The sequence below is a fragment of the Nocardia flavorosea genome, assembly GCF_015477805.1.
Taxonomy (GTDB): Bacteria; Actinomycetota; Actinomycetes; order Mycobacteriales; family Mycobacteriaceae; genus Nocardia; species Nocardia flavorosea_A.
On record NZ_JADLQL010000005.1, the window covers coordinates 326,101 to 342,522 of the forward strand.

Annotated in this window: 17 protein-coding genes and 1 pseudogene; 12 read left to right on the top strand and 6 right to left on the bottom strand. The window is 65.2% G+C overall.

From position 1 onward, the window contains the following. Positions 1-6: 6 nt before the first annotated feature. On the bottom strand, positions 7-357 hold the full coding sequence (locus IU448_RS23110; protein ID WP_195057752.1) for a hypothetical protein: 351 nt from the start codon (positions 355-357) through the stop codon (positions 7-9). Between the two features lie 57 nt (positions 358-414). Further along, a complete protein-coding gene (locus tag IU448_RS23115; RefSeq protein ID WP_195057753.1) occupies positions 415-1,650 on the bottom strand; it encodes an MFS transporter in 1,236 nt (411 codons plus the stop codon). 97 nt (positions 1,651-1,747) lie between these two features. Here IU448_RS23115 and IU448_RS23120 point away from each other — a divergent pair, with 97 nt between their 5' ends. The 5 genes from IU448_RS23120 to IU448_RS23140 all read left to right on the top strand — a co-directional run bounded on the left by IU448_RS23120 (position 1,748) and on the right by IU448_RS23140 (position 6,723). After that, a complete protein-coding gene (locus IU448_RS23120) occupies positions 1,748-2,728 on the top strand; it encodes a LysR family transcriptional regulator (protein WP_195057754.1) in 981 nt (326 codons plus the stop codon). Between the two features lie 40 nt (positions 2,729-2,768). Next, entirely contained in the window at positions 2,769-3,374 is a 606-nt protein-coding gene (locus IU448_RS23125) for a TetR/AcrR family transcriptional regulator (protein WP_195057755.1), read from the top strand. 93 nt (positions 3,375-3,467) lie between these two features. After that, positions 3,468-4,358 carry an alpha/beta hydrolase gene (locus IU448_RS23130; RefSeq protein WP_195057756.1) on the top strand — a complete coding sequence of 297 codons (891 nt, stop codon included), beginning with the start codon at positions 3,468-3,470 and terminating at the stop codon, positions 4,356-4,358. Positions 4,359-5,061: 703 nt separating this feature from the next. Beyond that, on the top strand, positions 5,062-6,087 hold the full coding sequence (locus IU448_RS23135; protein ID WP_195057757.1) for an alpha/beta hydrolase: 1,026 nt from the start codon (positions 5,062-5,064) through the stop codon (positions 6,085-6,087). Positions 6,088-6,504: 417 nt separating this feature from the next. Continuing rightward, a complete protein-coding gene (locus IU448_RS23140) occupies positions 6,505-6,723 on the top strand; it encodes a hypothetical protein (RefSeq protein ID WP_195057758.1) in 219 nt (72 codons plus the stop codon). A gap of 101 nt (positions 6,724-6,824) precedes the next feature. Here the strand turns inward: IU448_RS23140 and IU448_RS23145 are convergent, their stop codons facing one another. Genes IU448_RS23145 through IU448_RS23155 form a run of 3 tightly spaced genes read right to left on the bottom strand, consistent with a single transcriptional unit; the run spans position 6,825 to position 12,074 of the window. Continuing rightward, entirely contained in the window at positions 6,825-8,414 is a 1,590-nt protein-coding gene (locus tag IU448_RS23145; protein ID WP_195057759.1) for a serine/threonine-protein kinase, read from the bottom strand. Between the two features lie 52 nt (positions 8,415-8,466). Next, positions 8,467-11,676 (bottom strand): type I restriction endonuclease subunit R, encoded by a 3,210-nt coding sequence (locus tag IU448_RS23150; RefSeq protein WP_228813938.1) that lies wholly within the window; start codon positions 11,674-11,676, stop codon positions 8,467-8,469. Then, positions 11,673-12,074: a restriction endonuclease subunit S gene (locus IU448_RS23155; RefSeq protein WP_195057975.1), complete on the bottom strand. Its 402-nt coding sequence runs from the start codon at positions 12,072-12,074 to the stop codon at positions 11,673-11,675. The genes IU448_RS23150 and IU448_RS23155 overlap by 4 nt, the downstream gene beginning before the upstream one ends. Positions 12,075-12,301: 227 nt before the next feature. Here IU448_RS23155 and IU448_RS23160 point away from each other — a divergent pair, with 227 nt between their 5' ends. From IU448_RS23160 to IU448_RS29795, 5 genes and pseudogenes are all read left to right on the top strand, one after another. Continuing rightward, the gene (locus tag IU448_RS23160; protein WP_228813940.1) at positions 12,302-12,634 is read left to right on the top strand and encodes a WXG100 family type VII secretion target; all 333 of its coding nucleotides are present in this window, start codon (positions 12,302-12,304) and stop codon (positions 12,632-12,634) included. Beyond that, a complete protein-coding gene (locus IU448_RS23165; protein WP_195057760.1) occupies positions 12,631-12,930 on the top strand; it encodes a WXG100 family type VII secretion target in 300 nt (99 codons plus the stop codon). Before IU448_RS23160 ends, IU448_RS23165 begins: the two co-directional genes overlap by 4 nt. Before the next feature lie 13 nt (positions 12,931-12,943). Next, positions 12,944-14,296, top strand: coding sequence for a hypothetical protein (locus IU448_RS23170; protein ID WP_195057761.1), 1,353 nt, complete (start codon positions 12,944-12,946; stop codon positions 14,294-14,296). Positions 14,297-14,303: 7 nt separating this feature from the next. Beyond that, positions 14,304-14,600: a hypothetical protein gene (locus IU448_RS23175; RefSeq protein WP_195057762.1), complete on the top strand. Its 297-nt coding sequence runs from the start codon at positions 14,304-14,306 to the stop codon at positions 14,598-14,600. After that, a pseudogene (locus IU448_RS29795) lies at positions 14,545-14,805 on the top strand (hypothetical protein); the annotation flags it as partial. The gene IU448_RS23175 and the pseudogene IU448_RS29795, both read left to right, overlap by 56 nt. Positions 14,806-14,905: 100 nt before the next feature. Here IU448_RS29795 and IU448_RS23180 read toward each other — a convergent pair. Further along, on the bottom strand, positions 14,906-15,121 hold the full coding sequence (locus IU448_RS23180) for an NIPSNAP family containing protein (RefSeq protein ID WP_228813942.1): 216 nt from the start codon (positions 15,119-15,121) through the stop codon (positions 14,906-14,908). Positions 15,122-15,491: 370 nt separating this feature from the next. Here IU448_RS23180 and IU448_RS23185 point away from each other — a divergent pair, with 370 nt between their 5' ends. After that, the gene (locus IU448_RS23185; protein ID WP_195057763.1) at positions 15,492-15,734 is read left to right on the top strand and encodes an amidase domain-containing protein; all 243 of its coding nucleotides are present in this window, start codon (positions 15,492-15,494) and stop codon (positions 15,732-15,734) included. Then, positions 15,735-16,130, top strand: coding sequence for a hypothetical protein (locus IU448_RS23190; RefSeq protein ID WP_195057764.1), 396 nt, complete (start codon positions 15,735-15,737; stop codon positions 16,128-16,130). Positions 16,131-16,422 lie beyond the last annotated feature (292 nt).

The following is a 16,422-nucleotide window of genomic DNA, read 5'->3' on the forward strand; positions in this document are numbered from 1 at the left end:
TTGCGATCACGCCGTGGTTCGACGTATCCGGTCCCGCCGGAGCCGCGACCCGCGGGCGAAAACAGCGACCGCGACCACCATGATGGCGAGTACGAGCACGACCTCGGCCCAGGCCAGTTGCGGCCCGATCAGCCAGACCAGCCGGCCCCAGTAGTCGCACGGCCCGACCGAGTCGGGGATCGTGGCGCATTCCTCGTGGCGCAGCGTCGCGTACGCCAACGGGGAGAGCGCTACCGCAACTACGACGAGGCCCATTACCGCACCGAGCGCACGTAGCACTTTCAGCATTGCCCTTGCCTCCATCGGCGTGCTGTCCTGGGTGGGCCCCGGTGCCGCGTTCGCTGCGACAGCAGGCATAGCGCCGCCCGGTCGACTGTCGAATCCTACGCCTGTCCCCGTGCCCGATCGGTTGCGCTATTCGGTGCCGACCGCAGCCGCTTCCCCGGCGACAGAAGGTTTTCCCGGTGCGCGAAGGGCGCCGCCGGAAACCGTTGCCAGCGCCGCCACCGCCGCCACCGCGGCCGACCCCCACAGCAAAGCGGACAACCCTGCCCCGTCGAGTACCACGCCGCCCGCGAACGAACCCAGCGCGATACTGCCGGTGAAGGCGCCGACGTACAGCCCGGAGACGGCTTCCCGCCGGTCCGGTGCGGCGTGCACGGCCCAGATCTGGCTGCACACCGAGACACCTCCGTAGGACAACCCCCACAGCACCAGCACCGCGGCGGCACCGAACGGCGTGGTGCCCAGCAGGAGCAGAGCGGGCAACGCGGCAGCGATACCGATCGCCAGAACGAGCAGTGTCGTCCGGACGCGTCGCGTGGCCGCCGCGCCCGCCGCGAAATTCGCGACTATCCCGCAAATTCCGTAGAGCAGGAGCAGCAGCGAGATACCGATGCCGTGGACACCCGACAACTCCTCCAACGCGGGCCGCACATAGGTGTAGGCCGCGAAATGCGCGGTGACCAGGAAAGTCACCGCGACCAGCCCCCGGCGCACCGCCGGTATCGCCAGCAACGAGGCGGCCTTCGCGTCGGCGTCCGTCGCCGGCTGCGCGGGCAGGGGCGGCAAAAGCACCGCCAATGCCGCGGCGAGCCCGACGGCCGCCAGCGCGAGCGCCCCGAAAGCACTACGCCATCCCGCGATATCACCGAGCACGGTCCCGAGGGGCACGCCCAATACGGAAGCGACCGCGACACCGCTCACCACCATCGACACCGCGAAACCGGCGCGGCGCGCGCTCACCAGCCGGGTGACGAGCGCGACCGCCAGCGCCCATACGGTGGCCATGGCGAGCCCGACCACCACCCGGCCGGCGGCGAGCACCGCGAACCCCTGCGCGGCGGCGGTGATCAGATTCCCGGCTGCGAGCAGCAGCGCGGCCGCCACCAGAACGCGGCGGCGGTCGAGCGCACCGATCACCCGGGCGACGAACGGCGCGGCGAACGCGGCCACGACACCGGTGACGGCCAGGCTGAATCCCGCGGTGCCGGCGGAGATGGCCAGCCCCTCGGACATCGGGGTGAGGATTCCGACGGGCAGCATCTCCGCGGTGACGACGAGAAAAGTGGACAGCGCCAGGACGGCGATCGCCGGCCAGCGTTCGGCGGGTTCGGCCGCGGTCGCCCGCGATTCACTCACAATGGACATGAATCCAGTCAATGTTGCGCGCTGGTGCGGAACAACAACGATCAGCTCATTGTTCGATCAGCTGAACTGATCGATCGCGGTCACCGGGAGGAGCGGTATGCCGGACCTACCCGTCCGCGAGCTGGAGTGTCTGCTGATACTGGCCGAGGAACTGCATTTCGGCCGGACGGCGCAGCGTCTGCGGGTGTCGCAGAGCCGGGTGAGCCAGCTCGTCGCCGCACTGGAACGCACCATCGGCACGCAGCTCGTGCACCGCACCAGCCGCCGGGTGACGCTCACCGAGTTCGGCGCCGAATTCGTGGAACGCGTGCGGCCCGTGTACACCGAACTGGTCGAGCTGGTCGGTGTCGCCCGCAGGGAGGCCCGGCAGGAACTTCCGGGCCCGGTCCGCATCGGCTTCCAGGGCATCGCTTACGAAACCGTCACCTGGACCCTCACCAGATTCGCCCGCGACAACCCCGACGTGACCTTGTCATTGCAGGAGATCCCGCTCGGCGATCCCTTCGGCGCCGTGTTGTCCGGGCAGGTCGATGCCGCCGTCGCCTTGCTGCCGGTTCGGGAGCCGGAGCTGTCGGTCGGTTATGTGTTCCCACCCGCACCCAGGATGCTGGCGGTCGGACACGGCCATCCGCTGGCCTCAGTGGAGTGCGTCGATGCGGAAACACTGGCATCCGTCGACCTCGTCTCGGTGGACGGGCCCGCGCCGGACTATTGGCGCGACGTGCACTTCCCGCGCTTCACCCCGCTCGGCCGATCGATCACCGCGACGGTCCGGGTGGCGACACTCCAAGAAGGGATGACCCTCGCCGCCACCGGCCGGTACGCGATGCTCACCTGCCGCCCGGTGGCCGAACGCAACCAGCGCGCCGATCTGCGCTTCGTCCGCGTCACCGGATTCGACGAGGAATCGCGGATGGCGCTGATCTGGCGTTCCACCCACCGCCGCCCGCTGCTGACCGAACTCGCGGCCATGCTCGGCGAACTCCCCTACGCCGCAGCCGGGCCTGCGCCGCGGCTCCCCGCGGTTTCGGTGAACCCCACTGCGGTACGCGACAGGGGGCCGGGACGTCACCGGTGATACCCGGCAGGTGCGGCAGATCCGGCGCTACGGTGATCGGATGACCGAGAGCACAGCATCGACTCCCGCCGGCCGCCCGCGCGATACCCGCCTCGATTCCGCATTGCTGGCGGCGACAGCGGATCTGATCGCCGAACGCGGCTACACCGCAGTCACCCTGCAGGCGGTGGCGGATGCCGCGGGAACCAGCCGGCCCGCACTGTACCGCCGGTATTCCGATCTCGCCGATCTGGTTGTGTCGATGCTGATGCAGCGTTTCGGCCTCGCTCCCGGCGCCGAGGATCTGGGCGGTATCGAAGCGGAACTGCTGGCGATCCAGCAACATCAGCGGGAGCTGTTCAACGATGTGGTCATGCGCAGGGCGTTACCCGGCCTGATCGCGGATCTGGCGCGTAGTCCGGAAGTGGCGCAACGGTTCCACGAACAGTTTCTCGAACCGCGGCGACGTTCGACTGCTTCCATTCTGGAGCGGGCGGTGGTCCGCGGGGAGATTGCTGCGGGCACCGACCCCGAGTGGCTCTGCGATCTGATCACGGGCCCCATGTTGATGCGGGCGCTCGTTCCCGCGCTGCCTCCGATCGATGCGGAGCTGGTTCGGCTCACGGTTCGGTCGGCACTCGATGCCGTGGGCTACCGCGGGCATTGAACCGAGTTATACCGCGCCCTAATTTTTATGGTTGACGTCACGTTTAGACCACCCTAGATTGATTACATTCTGTAACGTAATCCAGGAGTCGACATGCGGACCGATATCGAATTCGCCAGTAACGGCGTCACATTGCGCGGCTGGCTGTACCGTCCCGACGTATCCACCGATACGGCCCCACTGGTGGTGATGACGCACGGTTTCGCCGGAGTCAAGGAGTGGGTGGCGCCGTTCGCCGAGGTGTTCCGGGCCGCCGGGCTGGCCTGTCTGGTCTACGACCATCCCGGATTCGGCACCTCCGACGGCGCCCCCCGGTTCGAAGTGGACCCCACCGCCCAGATCGAGGGATATCGCGACGCGGTAACCTTCGCCCAGACCTTGGACGGTATCGATCCGGACCGGATAGCCGTCTGGGGAACGAGCTACGCGGGCGCGCACGTCCTGGTCGTGGCCGCCACCGACCGGCGGGTCCGCGCCGCCGTATCCCAGGTGCCGTTGACCGCCGGCTGGGCGACGGTCACCCGCCTGGTCCCCTCGGTCATGCTGCCCACTCTCCACGCGGCCATCGCCGAGGACCGCGCCGCCCGGCTGGCCGGAAAACCGCACACGATGATCAAAGCCGCCTCCGACGATCCCACCGAACTGGCGGCCATGCCCGGCCTCGAGGTCTACGAATGGCTGATGGCCAACGGCCCGAAAGCACGGACCTGGCGTAACGAAGTCACTCTGTCCAGTGTGGACAAATTCCAGTCCTACGCGCCCGAAGCGTTCGTATCCCGGGTATCCCCGACTCCGCTGCTCATGATCGTCGCCGAACAGGACACCCTGACTCCCACCGAGGTCGCCCTTCGCAGTTACGCCGAAGCCCTCGAACCGAAACAACTAGCGCTGGTACCCGGTGGTCATTTCGCCGTCTACGAAGAACAATTCGATCGAGCCGCCGGCGTCGCCTGTGATTTCCTGCGCCACCGGCTCACCGCCTGAGGCCGCGTAGCCATGGCCGCGAATCTCGCCCTCGCCGGGCTCGTCGCCGGGCTGGTCGGATTGACCATAGCGCTCTTCCGGGAGTGAACGCCCCCGGCTCGCCTGGATTACTTCCGCGCCGGCCGGCCACCGTGCCGCGTCCGCCGGATGCCTGTCGGCCGATCTGCGTCCGCGAGTTCGGATCCGCCCTGCGTCCATGAGCACGCGTTCTTCGCTGAACCGGCCTCGCGCCGCCCGGCGGTGCGGCCGGATCAGCGGTCGTGTGCGGCGGGAATTCCCGCGCTGCCCGCTCAGTGAACCCGTCCAGCAGTGCGGCCGGACCTGATTCGAAGGCGCTGTTCGGTGCACCGTTGTAGCCGGTTGCAGCAGCAGTGCTTTCGATAGGGTGGCACAGCCCGGCATATCCCCGGGCGATCTCGGCCAACGCCCGCGCGAGTTGGGTTTGCTCGTTGTCTCCGTTGCCGTTGAGGCGGCGCGGCATCACCACCGGCCGCCCTCGCCGACGCTACCGTCGCCTGGCGGCACCGGCCGGTGCCGCTGCGCCGCGCTCTCGCCGTATCACCGCATTCGCTGTCCCCCGGCACCAAACCGGCGGCCGTGGCAACACGAAACCCTTCCGATGCCGATCCGGACCGCCGGCGAATACGGCGGCCGCCCGGCGTCGTCCGGACCGTAACCGTGCGAGGCAGACGAAAGGCCGACCTTGAAAACACCGCGATCCCCCCGAACCACCGCCGTCCGCTGCGCCCTCGCCGCCGCCCTGACCACCGCTTGCCTGATCGGCACCGGCGGCACCGCGACAGCGGCCCCCGCGGCGGCCGTGGTCTCGGTGCAGCAGGTCAATGACCGGCAGCAACTGGTTTCGGTGTTCTCCCCGGCGATGAACCGGCCGATCCAGTTGCAGGTCATCCGCGCCGCGGACGGCTCCCGCCCGCAGCCCACGCTCTATCTGCTCAACGGTTCGCAGGGCGGGCCGAACGGCAGCGGCTGGGATGTGCAAACCGACGCCGTCGAATTCCTGCGCGGCAAGAACGTCAACGTCGTCACCCCGTTCGGCGGCGCCAGCTCGTACTACACCGACTGGATCCGCGACGACGCCGCCCTGGGCCGCAACAAATGGCAGACCTTCCTCAACGAAGAACTGCCCCCGGTGATCGAGGAATTCCTGGGCGCCGACGGAAACCGGGCCCTGGCAGGCGTATCGATGAGCGGCACCTCGGTACTGAACCTCGCGATCGCGAAACCCGGCTTCTGGAAAAGTGTGGCGTCCTACAGCGGCTGCGCACAGACCTCGGACCCGATCGGCCAGGAATTCGTCCGGATCACCGTCGAGAACTGGGGCGGCGGCCAGAGCGTCGAAAACATGTGGGGCCCGCGCAACGGCCCGCTGTGGCGTGCCAACGATCCACTCGTGAACGCCGAGCGGCTGCGCGGCACCGCCATCTACCTGAGCACGGGCACCGGTATCCCGGCGGCGCCCCACGACACTCCCGCCGACAAACGGGTCCAGGAGGGCCGCATCCCGCTGCCGGTCCAGATCGCCTTCGGCGGGCCGATCGAAGCGGCGATCTACCACTGCACGATGAACCTCACCAACCGGCTGCAAGAACTGAACATCCCCGTGATTCTGCACGATCGGCCGGTAGGCACCCACTCCTGGGGTTACTGGGAGGACGACCTCCACCACTCCTGGCCGTTCCTCGCCGATTCACTGGGCATCCCGGCCTGAGCGGCGTGTTTCGGTCCAGCACTGGCTACGCACCGGGCGGCGAGAATCAGCGACCATACAGCCCCGGCCAGGCGCACCGAGGCCGGACCGAAACCGAGGTCTGGTGGTCGTAAACCTTTTCAGTCCAACGGACATGGTTGTTGACGCCACAGGTCGTACACCCTGCACCGGGCGCTTGCCAAGCCTCACCAGGAGCAGGGGTTCAGATGCACGCGAACGGATCGGACATACATGTAGTGGGGGGGTTCACAGGTTCGGACCTGGGCAGCTGGAGAAGCGGAGGCCCGGGGCAGCGCTACTCGCAAACCCGTTGTCAGCCGCCACCGCCGAGGAGGCTGAGCCGTTGCCGTTGGAGCTGTTGACCAGGTACCTCGCGTCGCTCCAGGTATGGGCGGCTCAGCAACGAGGGGACACACGATGACGCTGTTCGAAGTCAGGGTTACGCCTTACGGTGAGTCGTCGTTCATGATCGGCGTTCCCGGATTCGGTGTGACGCGGTTCGTGGAGACCGAGCGAGAGCTCGAGGAGCAGGCACGGAGACTGATCGCTGGCTGTGGCGCTGCTCCGAAGCTGTTCGATATCGAGATCGTGTGGTTGCCGAAGAGGAGGAAGCACCCGTTCCGAGCGGCAGATTGAAGCCACAGGAGAAATAGCGCTCTGCGCATGGGAAGGGCCCCGGAACTGCGCTTGGATTCCAGGGCCCTTCTGCCCGCAGGTTCGCGGTAGGGATGTGTCTGTCAGTCCGCTATTGCAGCGCGACCATCATCCGGGTAGGGGTTCCGCAGCTCGCCGATCCGTTCGGCGACGCCCTTGGTCAGTTCGTCGTCTGTGCCACGGAGGACGCAGAGGTCGGAGTACAACGGTTCGAGGAGCTCGAGCGCGCCGGCAGCGTCGCCGGTGGCGGCGAGAAGTTCGGCGAGGTCGAAGCGGAGGTCCAGGGCGAGTTCGCTGCTGTCGCTGTCGGCTGCGGCGACTTCGGCGATGAGGGTACGCATGGCGGTGAGCCCGCCGTCGATATCGCCGAGCTGCATCTGGCATTGCACGGCCGCGGCCCGCGCCTCCCATGCCGACTCGCTGAATCTGCCCTCGACCCGGCGGTATGCCTCGGCCAGCGCCTCCAGTTCGGTGCGGGCTCGCCGGTACTCGCCGCCGAGCGCCCAGGCGGCGGCCATTTGACGGCGCAGTTCCAGGACATCGGCGTTGTCCACACCGCGCGCTTCGGCGGCCTGTTCGAGGACCGCGGCGAGCGCGTCGGCGGCCTGGGCGAAGCGTTGGAGTTCGAAGAGCTCCGAGTAGCGGTTGCGGGCTTTGGCTACCGCGGTGTCGAGGTGTGCCGCGGTGAGCGGGGCGGTGGGCGGAACGTCGAGCGTATGGGTCCGGGTTGGTTCGACCTGCGCCGTTTCCAACGGGGCGTTGGGGCGGCGGAATATCCGCGTCGGATCGGGTAGCCCCGGCAGGTATGTCGCGGCAGGTTCGAGATCGGCTCCCGGAAGCGGCAGGAACGGCAGGAGACGTTCGTACACGGTGTAGGCGTCGGCCGGCCGCCGCTGGGGCTCCTTCTCGAGCAGGTCGAGGATCAGCCGCTCGAATTCGGGCGGCACCTCGGGACGGAGTTCACGCAGGGGAGTGGGCGGCTCGTCCATATGCGCCTGTTGCACGAGGTAGGGCGAATCGTTGTCGAATACCGGCGTGCCACTGATCATCTCGTGGATCAGGCAGCCGAGGGCGTAGAGGTCGGCGCGCGGGGTCACCACGTGGCCGTGCATCGCTTCCGGCGACATGTAGCGCAGGGTGCCGATCGCCGCGCCGGTTTGGGTGAGCTTGCGGGCGTTGCGGTCGAGGATCGCGGCGATGCCGAAGTCGATGACTTTCACCGAGCCGTCGCGGGTGATGAGCACATTGGCGGGTTTGAGGTCGCGGTGAACCACGGGGAGGGAGTGCGCGTGGGAGAGGACGGTCGCGATCTGGGCCGCGACCGAGGCTACCCACGATATCGGCAGCCCGGATCCCGGCTCGATGTAGTCGAGCAGCGGAACACCGTCGATCAGTTCCATCACGAGGAAGACGTGCTCGAATGAGGCGTCGAGTCCGGCGTCGAATACCTGCGGCACCCCGTGGTGGCGTATCCGTGCGGTTACCCTGGCTTCCCGGCGGAAGCGTTCGGCGAATTCTTCTGCTTCTTCGCCGGTGTCCACCTGGTCGACCCGGATGCGTTTGATCGCGACCGGCCGGTCGAGCACGCTGTCGTAGCCGCGCCAGACCGAACCCATGCCGCCGGAGCTGATCGGCTGGGTCAGCTCGTACCGTTCGGCGATCAGTTTCCCCATATCGTCCCCTGCTGTCGTTCACCGCACTGTGCGAGCGCGGTCCGTTCGTGGTTCAGGCTGCTCCGCCGATGCCATGTTGCTTCCGCAGCAGCCGCCATGCAGCGCGGCCGAGTTGTTTGTTCAAGGTTTCCTTGAACTCGGGATCGGATTTGCTGAAGTAGCGGTTGCCGAGTTTCTGCTGGGTGGTGTAGTTCTCGATCATCTTCTTCTTGAAGACCTCGGCGAACTTTCCCTGGAAATCCTCCTGGTTCTCGTTCCCGACGGCGGCCAGCTGAACACCCTCGTCCTCGACGGTCTCCTGGAACTGTTTGGCCACGTCCGCTTCGGTGAATTCGGTGCCGAACCGGTCGTTGAACGCCGAGATGAGTTCCGACAGCAGCGATTTTTCGGGTTCCTGCACCCCGCCGGAGCCGTCCCCGAAGCCGGGCAGGGTCTGGGCGCCCTCGGCTGCCAGGCTGATGTCCTGTTCACCCATTTTCTGCACCCGCAGAAAGCTGAGGTCGATCTCCCCGATATCGACGCCGCCGTCCGCCAGCCGCGGCAGCACGTTCAGCAGATGCTTGCCGAACAGGTGCAGCATTTCGAGTTCGACGTCCCGGTACGGCACGATCTGCGCGAGGAACCCGTATTTGCGCACGTAATCGCGCAGGTTCGAGCGGAATTCCTCGGCGGTGTCGTGGTCGTCGGGGTTATCGCTGTGCAGGAGCGTGGCGAACCGCGTTTTGGCGGGTTCGAGGTGCCGGTAGAGGTCGGCGTGCAGCTTCTGCCAGGCGGTGGCGGAGCCGGCGGCTTTCTCCTCGGCCTGGGTGTAGGCGTCGGCGAAGGACCGCATTTCGTGGGAGAGCAGGATCGGCGCGGCCAGTACCCGATCCTGGGCGAGGTAAAGCAGGTTGGGATCCGTGGGCATCGCCTCGGCCAGTTCGTAGTACGGCCGGAACGAGTTCTGGATGTCTTCGCCGTCGTTGACGAAGTCCAGAACCACCAGATCGTCCTGCCCCTTGCGCTCATGGGTGCGGTTGAGCCGCGACAGGGTCTGGACGGCGGCGATGCCCTTCAGCTTCTTGTTCACATACATGGTGGTGAGCAGCGGCTGGTCGAACCCGGTCTGGTATTTCTCCGCGACCACCAGGATCCGGTACTCCCGCTGCCCCTTCCCGCCGGAGCGGGTCGCGATATCGTCGGCGCGGGTATAGGCGAAGGCCGCGGGCAGTTCGGCTTCGCTGAGCCCGTTCTCCTTCTCCTCGCTGGTCTCCTCGCCCTCGTAGTCGAGGGTTCCCGAGAATGCCACGAGCACGCCGACATCCGGATACGTGTCGGCGTACCCGCTGATCTCGAGATGTTCCCGGATGGCCCGTGCCATGGCGACGGCGCTGCGCCGGGAGTCGGTGACGACCATGGCTTTCGCACGACCACCCAGCAGCGGACGAGTGTGCCCGACGAAATGCTCGGTGATCACCTCGGCTTGCTGTTTGACCGTCGCGGGGTGGGTCACCGCGAACCGGGCGAGCAGCCCCCGGGCCTTCGTTTCGGGAACTTCCCGGTCGTCGGGGTTCTCGTTCACGAGCCGCCAGTAGGTCTTGTAGGTGACGTAGTTGCGCAGCGGGTCGAGGATGAAGCCTTCCTCGATGGCCTGCCGCATGGAGTAGGTGTGGAAGGGGACGTAGCGGTCGCCTTCGCGGGTACCGAACGCTTCCAGGGTTTTCGCTTTCGGGGTCGCGGTGAACGCGAAATAGGAGAGGTTCTTCGCGTGCCCCCGGGCCTCGGCTTTGCGTTCGAGCCGCTGGTCGAGGGTGAGTTCGACCGCGCCGCCCTCCTCGTCATCGGAGTCCAGGCCGAAATCGCGCAGCACCGCCCGGACGGCGGTCGCGGCATCGCCGGACTGTGAGGAATGCGCTTCGTCGACGATGATGGCGAACCGGCCACCCAGCAGTTCGGCGGGGTTCTTCCGCAGGAAGTCGATGAGCGCCGGGAAGGTCTGCAAGGTGATCGGAATGATCTTGCCCTGGTGTTTGGACAGGGCCTCGGCGAGCTGGGCGGATTTCGAACCGCGCTTCTCGTCGATATCCACCACCAGACCGTGCACCCGCTCGAAACCGCCGACGGTATCGCTGAGCTGGGAGTTCAAGTTGCGACGGTCGGTGATGATGATGACCTTGTCGAACACCGGTGTTCCCGGCTGCAATCCCGCTTCGCGGGCGGCCGGGTCGAGTTCGTCCGGGTCGGTGGGGGTGTGCAGATCGGTGAGGCGGTGCGCGAGCCAGCCGATGGTGTTCGACTTACCCGAACCGGCCGAGGCCATTACGAGATAGTTGTGGCCCGCGCCGTGCGTCGCGGCGTGCGCCGTGAGCTTCTTGACGGCATCCCACTGGTGGTAGCGGGGGAAGATCGTGCTGCGGGTGGATTTGCCCGACGGACCCTTGATTGTGCTCGTGTGAATGAAGCGTTCCAGCATGTCCAGCCAGTTGTCCGGATGCCAGATCTGCTCCCACAGGTAGGACGTGGCGTAGGTGTGCTCGCCGGTGGCTGGCGGGTTGCCGGCGCCGCCGGGCCGGCCCGGACCTTCCGAACCGGTGTTGAGCGGGAGGAACCGGGTGTTCTTGCCGCGCAGTTGGGTGGTGACGAAGACGAGATTCGGGTCGACGGCGAAATTGGCGACCACCCGGTTACGGAAGATGAGTTCGGTGGGGTCGCGTTCTTCGCGGTACTGCTTCTTGGCGTGCTCGACGGTCTGGCCGGTCAGCGGGTTCTTGAGTTCGGCGGTGGCGACGGGGATCCCGTTGAGCAGCAGGGCAAGATCGAGACGGTGGCGCTGATCAGTGTGCTTGGTGGCGTACGGGAGTTCACGGACCACGGTGAGGCGGTTGGCGCGGTAGTCGGTGAGAGCTTCCTCGGAGGTGACCAGGTTCGGTTTAAAGTAGGCGAGGTGGATCCGAACGCCGTGATCCTTCACGCCCGACCGCAACACCTCGATGAGCCCCTTGCCGTTGAGCTGCTGCTCGAGAACCTTCAGGAAGCCGCGCTGGGCATCGCTCTGGTTGTCGTCGTCGTATTCGACGCTGAGGTCCCCGCCGTAATAGGTGCACAGATCCGTCCACGCCGGCAACTGGGTCGCGCCGATGAAGGCGAACAATTCGCCCGCGTCCACGCCGAGCTCCGCGCGGTACTCGTGCGGGTTACCCTGCCGCCAGCCGGATTCCAGCATGGAGGCGACAATGGCGTCGCCGAAGACGTTCTCGTGGTGGACCGGGCTCATTGTGGTCATACCCCCTGGGTGGTGTTTCTGCCTGAAGCTGTGGAGACGTCGAACTGGCCGGTAACGGCAGCGGTGATTAGGGCTTGGCGACGTTCGTTCGCCAGGTCATTGAAACGCACTGTGCGCACTTTTACCCCCGGAACCTGCCGGATCCACTCCGCGACCTCATTCTGCTCGGTTAGAGACGGATAAGGGATCGGAATTCGGCCGAAGGTATCCCAGTTTCGGAAGTCGACGGCACGTTCTCTGGTACTGGAAGCGAAAAGGCCCAAGTACCCCTCGATCGCCAAAACATGGAGCAGCCTTCCCAGGTAAAGAGGATTTCCGTCGCTGAGCGGAAGGCAGACGTGGTACACAGGACTACAGTTCCCATTAGCCTCGGTCATGCCACTCTGGTCGATCATCACACCCTCTCCGTCCGCAAGGGGGCCGCTGCACGGTCGGGTGACAGTGTCACCTATCCATGCGGCAGCCCCTCCCTTCGGCAGTACAGCGCGTATCCGGCCGGTCGATGTCGACCCGGACCAACTCCGCGTGGGGATCAGCCAGAAGAACTGGCTGCGTTCGTGGTCGAGCCAGGAGGCGTCAGCCGAGACTGTTGGGCACGGCAGACGGCGCTGGTAATCTTCCACGCATGGTCGATTCCGGGGGAAATCCGAGCCAACCAGCCAACGTCACGGTGATACCCGACGAAGTCCGGGCGGTCGGACAGTTCGTAGCCGATATCGCTCGGAACCTGCGATCAGGTCTCGATTCGACCAGCGGCGAAGTCGACGCCCTGCTCAGCGACGGGTGGCGCGGCGACGCCTCCGACGAATTCAGCGGCGGCTGGACCGAACTTCGTGACGGTGGCATCAAAATCCTCCAAGCCCTCGAAGGCATGGCCGCCGAACTCGGAGTACAGGCCGGCACCTACGAAACCACCGACGACAACAACTCCCAGCAGTTCCCGAGCTTGAACCTGTGAACAATCCCGAATTCACCGTAGACCTCGAACGCCTCGACCAACTGGTCGCTCGTCTGTCGAACCTGGCCGGCTACCTCACCGAACAACTCGACCTCATCGACGACAAGGTCGCCACCCTCGACGGAACGTGGGAAACACTAGCTGCGAACGCCTACCGCGACGCCCACCGACTCTGGGCCGTAGGCGCCCGCGAATTCGGCACCGGACTCGCCGACATCAGCGACGCGGCGCGCGCCGCCCACGACCGTTACACCCGCGCGATCGAGTTGAACCGCACGATGTTCGGCAACAGGTGAGATCACTGTGTACGTGAACTGGCAGACCTACTACGACGCCGCCAAGAAATGCCACGACCTCGCCGCTGAACTCCGAACCGCCGACAAACCCGTCCACGATGCCATCAAAGGGCAATGCGCCGGCATGGCCGGCGACGCCCCCGGCTGCAAACAATGGGGCGAAACCTACGACGAGCACGCCCGCACGGTCCTGCAAACCTGCACCAACCTCGCCGACGCCCTCACCAACTTCGGCTACCTGCTCTACGCCACCGGCTACAACCACGGCATCGCCAACAAAAGCAACCCCGACCGGCCCCACCTCGCCGATGTCACGGTCCACTCGGTGCGAATCCCCAGTTCGGTCGCCGACAACGGCAACGGACTGGGACACGAGGGCGGAGCCGCAGAATTCTTCGACAGTCTCCTCGACAAGGTGACCGCCGAGTTCGGGAAACTTCCCAACGGCGACCTCGGCAAACTCGCCGCCGCTGAAACCGCATGGAAGACATTCGGCAACCATGAAGCCGTTACCGGCGCCGCCGCCCGCATCTCCGCCATCGCGGACCTGCTCACCAACATAGACGAACCGCTGACCAGGCAAGGCATCGCCAACGACTTCGCCATAATGAAAACAGCCGCCGAGAGCCTCACGGGCGCTGCACAGGTGATGGCCGCACCCATCGGTGAATACCGCACCAACACCGAGGCAACCAGTCGACAGATAAGCAGCGAAACCACAACCTTCCTGGTCGAGTCGGGCATCATCATCGCCGCCGCGGTCGCTGTTTCCTGGCTCACCGTCGGCGGTAGCCTGGCAGCCGGCGCGGGCGGCGTCGTCGCGCTCGCCGGTGATACCGCCCTGGCGATCAGCCGTATCTACCGTGCCAGCAGACTCTGGAGTCTGCTGGGCCTCGCGGCAGCGGCCACCGCTATCACTGCCTTCGATGCACTTCCTGACCTCAACCAGATCACCACCAGCCTCGCTGCGATCATCCTCAGTCGGGCGAACATCGATGGCGAACCGATCGGCGGCCAAACCAGTGAGACCCGATACGAAGATCTACCGGCAGCCCCGGAGATTCCACTCGGAGGACTCACCGACGCATCCGAAACATACGTCCGAGGAAAACATGTGGAAGGCGGAAGCGCTGCGACCGGGCAAAAGAGCACTTTCCCTGACGACACCGACCTGGATGAACTGATCGACGCTGCTGATGATGTACCGGCACGTGGACCCAACGATTATGGCAATTATGAAAGAGTTGTAGACGCCGGCCGCCCCGTCGGAAATCTGTCACCGGAATCCGGTGGACAGCCGACAACCCGATACAAAGTAATCACCGACCGATGGGGAACGGTTGTCAATATGTTCCCGGTAAAGTAGGAGTGAAATGGGAATAGACATTATCGTGCAAAACCAGGTACACCAGCCGATCGAAACGGTAACCGGCCCAGCCGGTTCGACACTTCCCGAAATGGTTCTCCGGGACCCCATGAGACCGATGATGCAGGGGATCCATAAATATGCGGATACCATGTTCAACTCGTATCAGCTGCAATTATTGCTGGAGGAGTTGAACTATTTCGAACCGAAGAACGAAGACGAAAGAGCGACTATTTCATCGCTGCGCCATGCCGCGGAGCTTGCGATACGCGAGCACGGCTACCTCTGGTTCAGCGGCGACTGATAACCCTCGAACAGCGCTGCAGCATAGGCGAAATACATCCAAAGTGACGTATAACGCAACCATCGCTCCATGCGACCGCACTGTCCGTCTTTGGGATGCCCAGACCTACCGCAAGATCGGAGTCATCGGCTTCCACCGGGACCGGATCACCGATGTCGAGTGGATGCCCTCCGCAGACCACGTGATCACCGCATCCTTCGACGGCACGGCGCGCATCCGGCCGGTCGACGTCGACCTGAACGAACTCCGGGACCGAGCATATCGAGCACTGACGCCCAAGAACGTTCGGCGCACCTGCTTCCGGCTCACTGAACCGGATCGACCACCCTGTCCTCCCGGCCGACAAGGTACTGCGCCGGATCGAGCCCGAGCGCCTCCCGCTTCGGCGAGGCCCAGTAGCGTTCGTTCGCTTCCTCGAAGGTATCCTCACCCTCGTAGGAGATCAGCCAGATGAACTGGCTGCGTTCGCGGTCGAGCCAAGCAGCCCCGATCTCGAAACCGAGCTCGAGCCGCAACGGCACCACCAGATCCCGCCACTTTCCCGCTCACTCCTCGAGCAGCCCGTCCCGGATCGTGTAGGTCCGCAGTTGTGTCGTACGAGGTATATCCGTTCCTCCGCCACCAGTGCAGTTCGTTGCGACCAGAGGTCGTCATTCTCCTTGTGTAAGGCTAAGAGGTCCAGAGCCCGGCGGGGTAATACAACCGTGATCACGCTCGGATTCGCCATCGCGATCGGCCCGCCACTCGCCGTGCTGACTGGAGCCGAACGGCTGGAATCGACTTCGATCCTCCGGGTCCGGGCTCCCTGCAAGGCCTGAGCTACACCGACACGTGGTTCAATGCGGAAAGCAGAAGAACCTCTTTCTGGAGAACGGCGCGGAGGATGTCGGTTTGGGCGGCGTGAGACCGGGCGACGTGCTCTATTGGGAACACACGCAGGAGGTCGGCGACTACAACGCCGGTGAAGCCCACCACACTGCGGTGGTCACCGCAGTGGTGCCCAACGGGGATGTCTTGTATTCCCAGCACACCACCAACGGCAAGGACTTGAGCTTGACCAACCGGATGGGATTCTCCAACCAGGATGGCGGCACCCAGAACGTTCGCGTCATCCGCCCGAAGGAGACCTGGTAGTTGAAACGCCTCGCCCTGCCATCTGCCGCAGTCGTTGTTGCGGGCTTCATCGCTGCTGTACCTCTGCTCGTTGCAGCAGACGGAAAACTGGACGAGCGAAAGGAAGCTCTGCTCGCTTCGCATTGCGCACGGGATATCGACGTGCCGATGGCGGCAATGGTTTTCAACTGGTCCGCCACACTCCTATTACTTGTCGCGGGAGCCGCGGCGATCGTGTTCGTTGTGTCGGTCCTCCGGTTCGAATCGATTGCCATCAAAGTACCGGCCATTATCATGGCCGGCCTCGCATTCGTAGTCACCGTCGGTTACGCGCTGCTTATCGGGTCCGCGCTGGTCGATCCGGGTTCCGAGGAACCGATCTCGGCCGAATACCATCCGTGTACCGGCCGTTCCTGACAGAACGGGATTCACCATGGGCGAAATCTGCATCGATCCCGAATCGGCCCGCCAGGCCGGGACGGCTATCTCCACCGATAGCAACGATTCGCGTGTCCGTTTCGAACAATAATTCGACGAGATCGAGCCCGCGAAGCAGGCCAACGACGGCTGGCAGACCGGAGCTGCTGTGCTTGATTTCGCACAAATGCGCAAGGCGGACATACTGTCTAGCCTGGCAGAGCTCGACAGTATCGGCCAGAAAATCGTGGAGGTCGTCACGAGCCGGATGTCCGTCGACGAACGGTACGCT

Bases quoted from the DNA above. Each gene is read 5' to 3' on its own strand.
- IU448_RS23110 (WP_195057752.1), bottom strand. From the start codon at position 357: ATGCCTGCTGTCGCAGCGAACGCGGCACCGGGGCCCACCCAGGACAGC.
- IU448_RS23115 (WP_195057753.1), bottom strand. From the start codon at position 1,650: ATGTCCATTGTGAGTGAATCGCGGGCGACCGCGGCCGAACCCGCCGAA.
- IU448_RS23120 (WP_195057754.1), top strand. From the start codon at position 1,748: ATGCCGGACCTACCCGTCCGCGAGCTGGAGTGTCTGCTGATACTGGCC.
- IU448_RS23125 (WP_195057755.1), top strand. From the start codon at position 2,769: ATGACCGAGAGCACAGCATCGACTCCCGCCGGCCGCCCGCGCGATACC.
- IU448_RS23130 (WP_195057756.1), top strand. From the start codon at position 3,468: ATGCGGACCGATATCGAATTCGCCAGTAACGGCGTCACATTGCGCGGC.
- IU448_RS23140 (WP_195057758.1), top strand. From the start codon at position 6,505: ATGACGCTGTTCGAAGTCAGGGTTACGCCTTACGGTGAGTCGTCGTTC.
- IU448_RS23145 (WP_195057759.1), bottom strand. From the start codon at position 8,414: ATGGGGAAACTGATCGCCGAACGGTACGAGCTGACCCAGCCGATCAGC.
- IU448_RS23150 (WP_228813938.1), bottom strand. From the start codon at position 11,676: ATGACCACAATGAGCCCGGTCCACCACGAGAACGTCTTCGGCGACGCC.
- IU448_RS23160 (WP_228813940.1), top strand. From the start codon at position 12,302: ATGGTCGATTCCGGGGGAAATCCGAGCCAACCAGCCAACGTCACGGTG.
- IU448_RS23175 (WP_195057762.1), top strand. From the start codon at position 14,304: ATGGGAATAGACATTATCGTGCAAAACCAGGTACACCAGCCGATCGAA.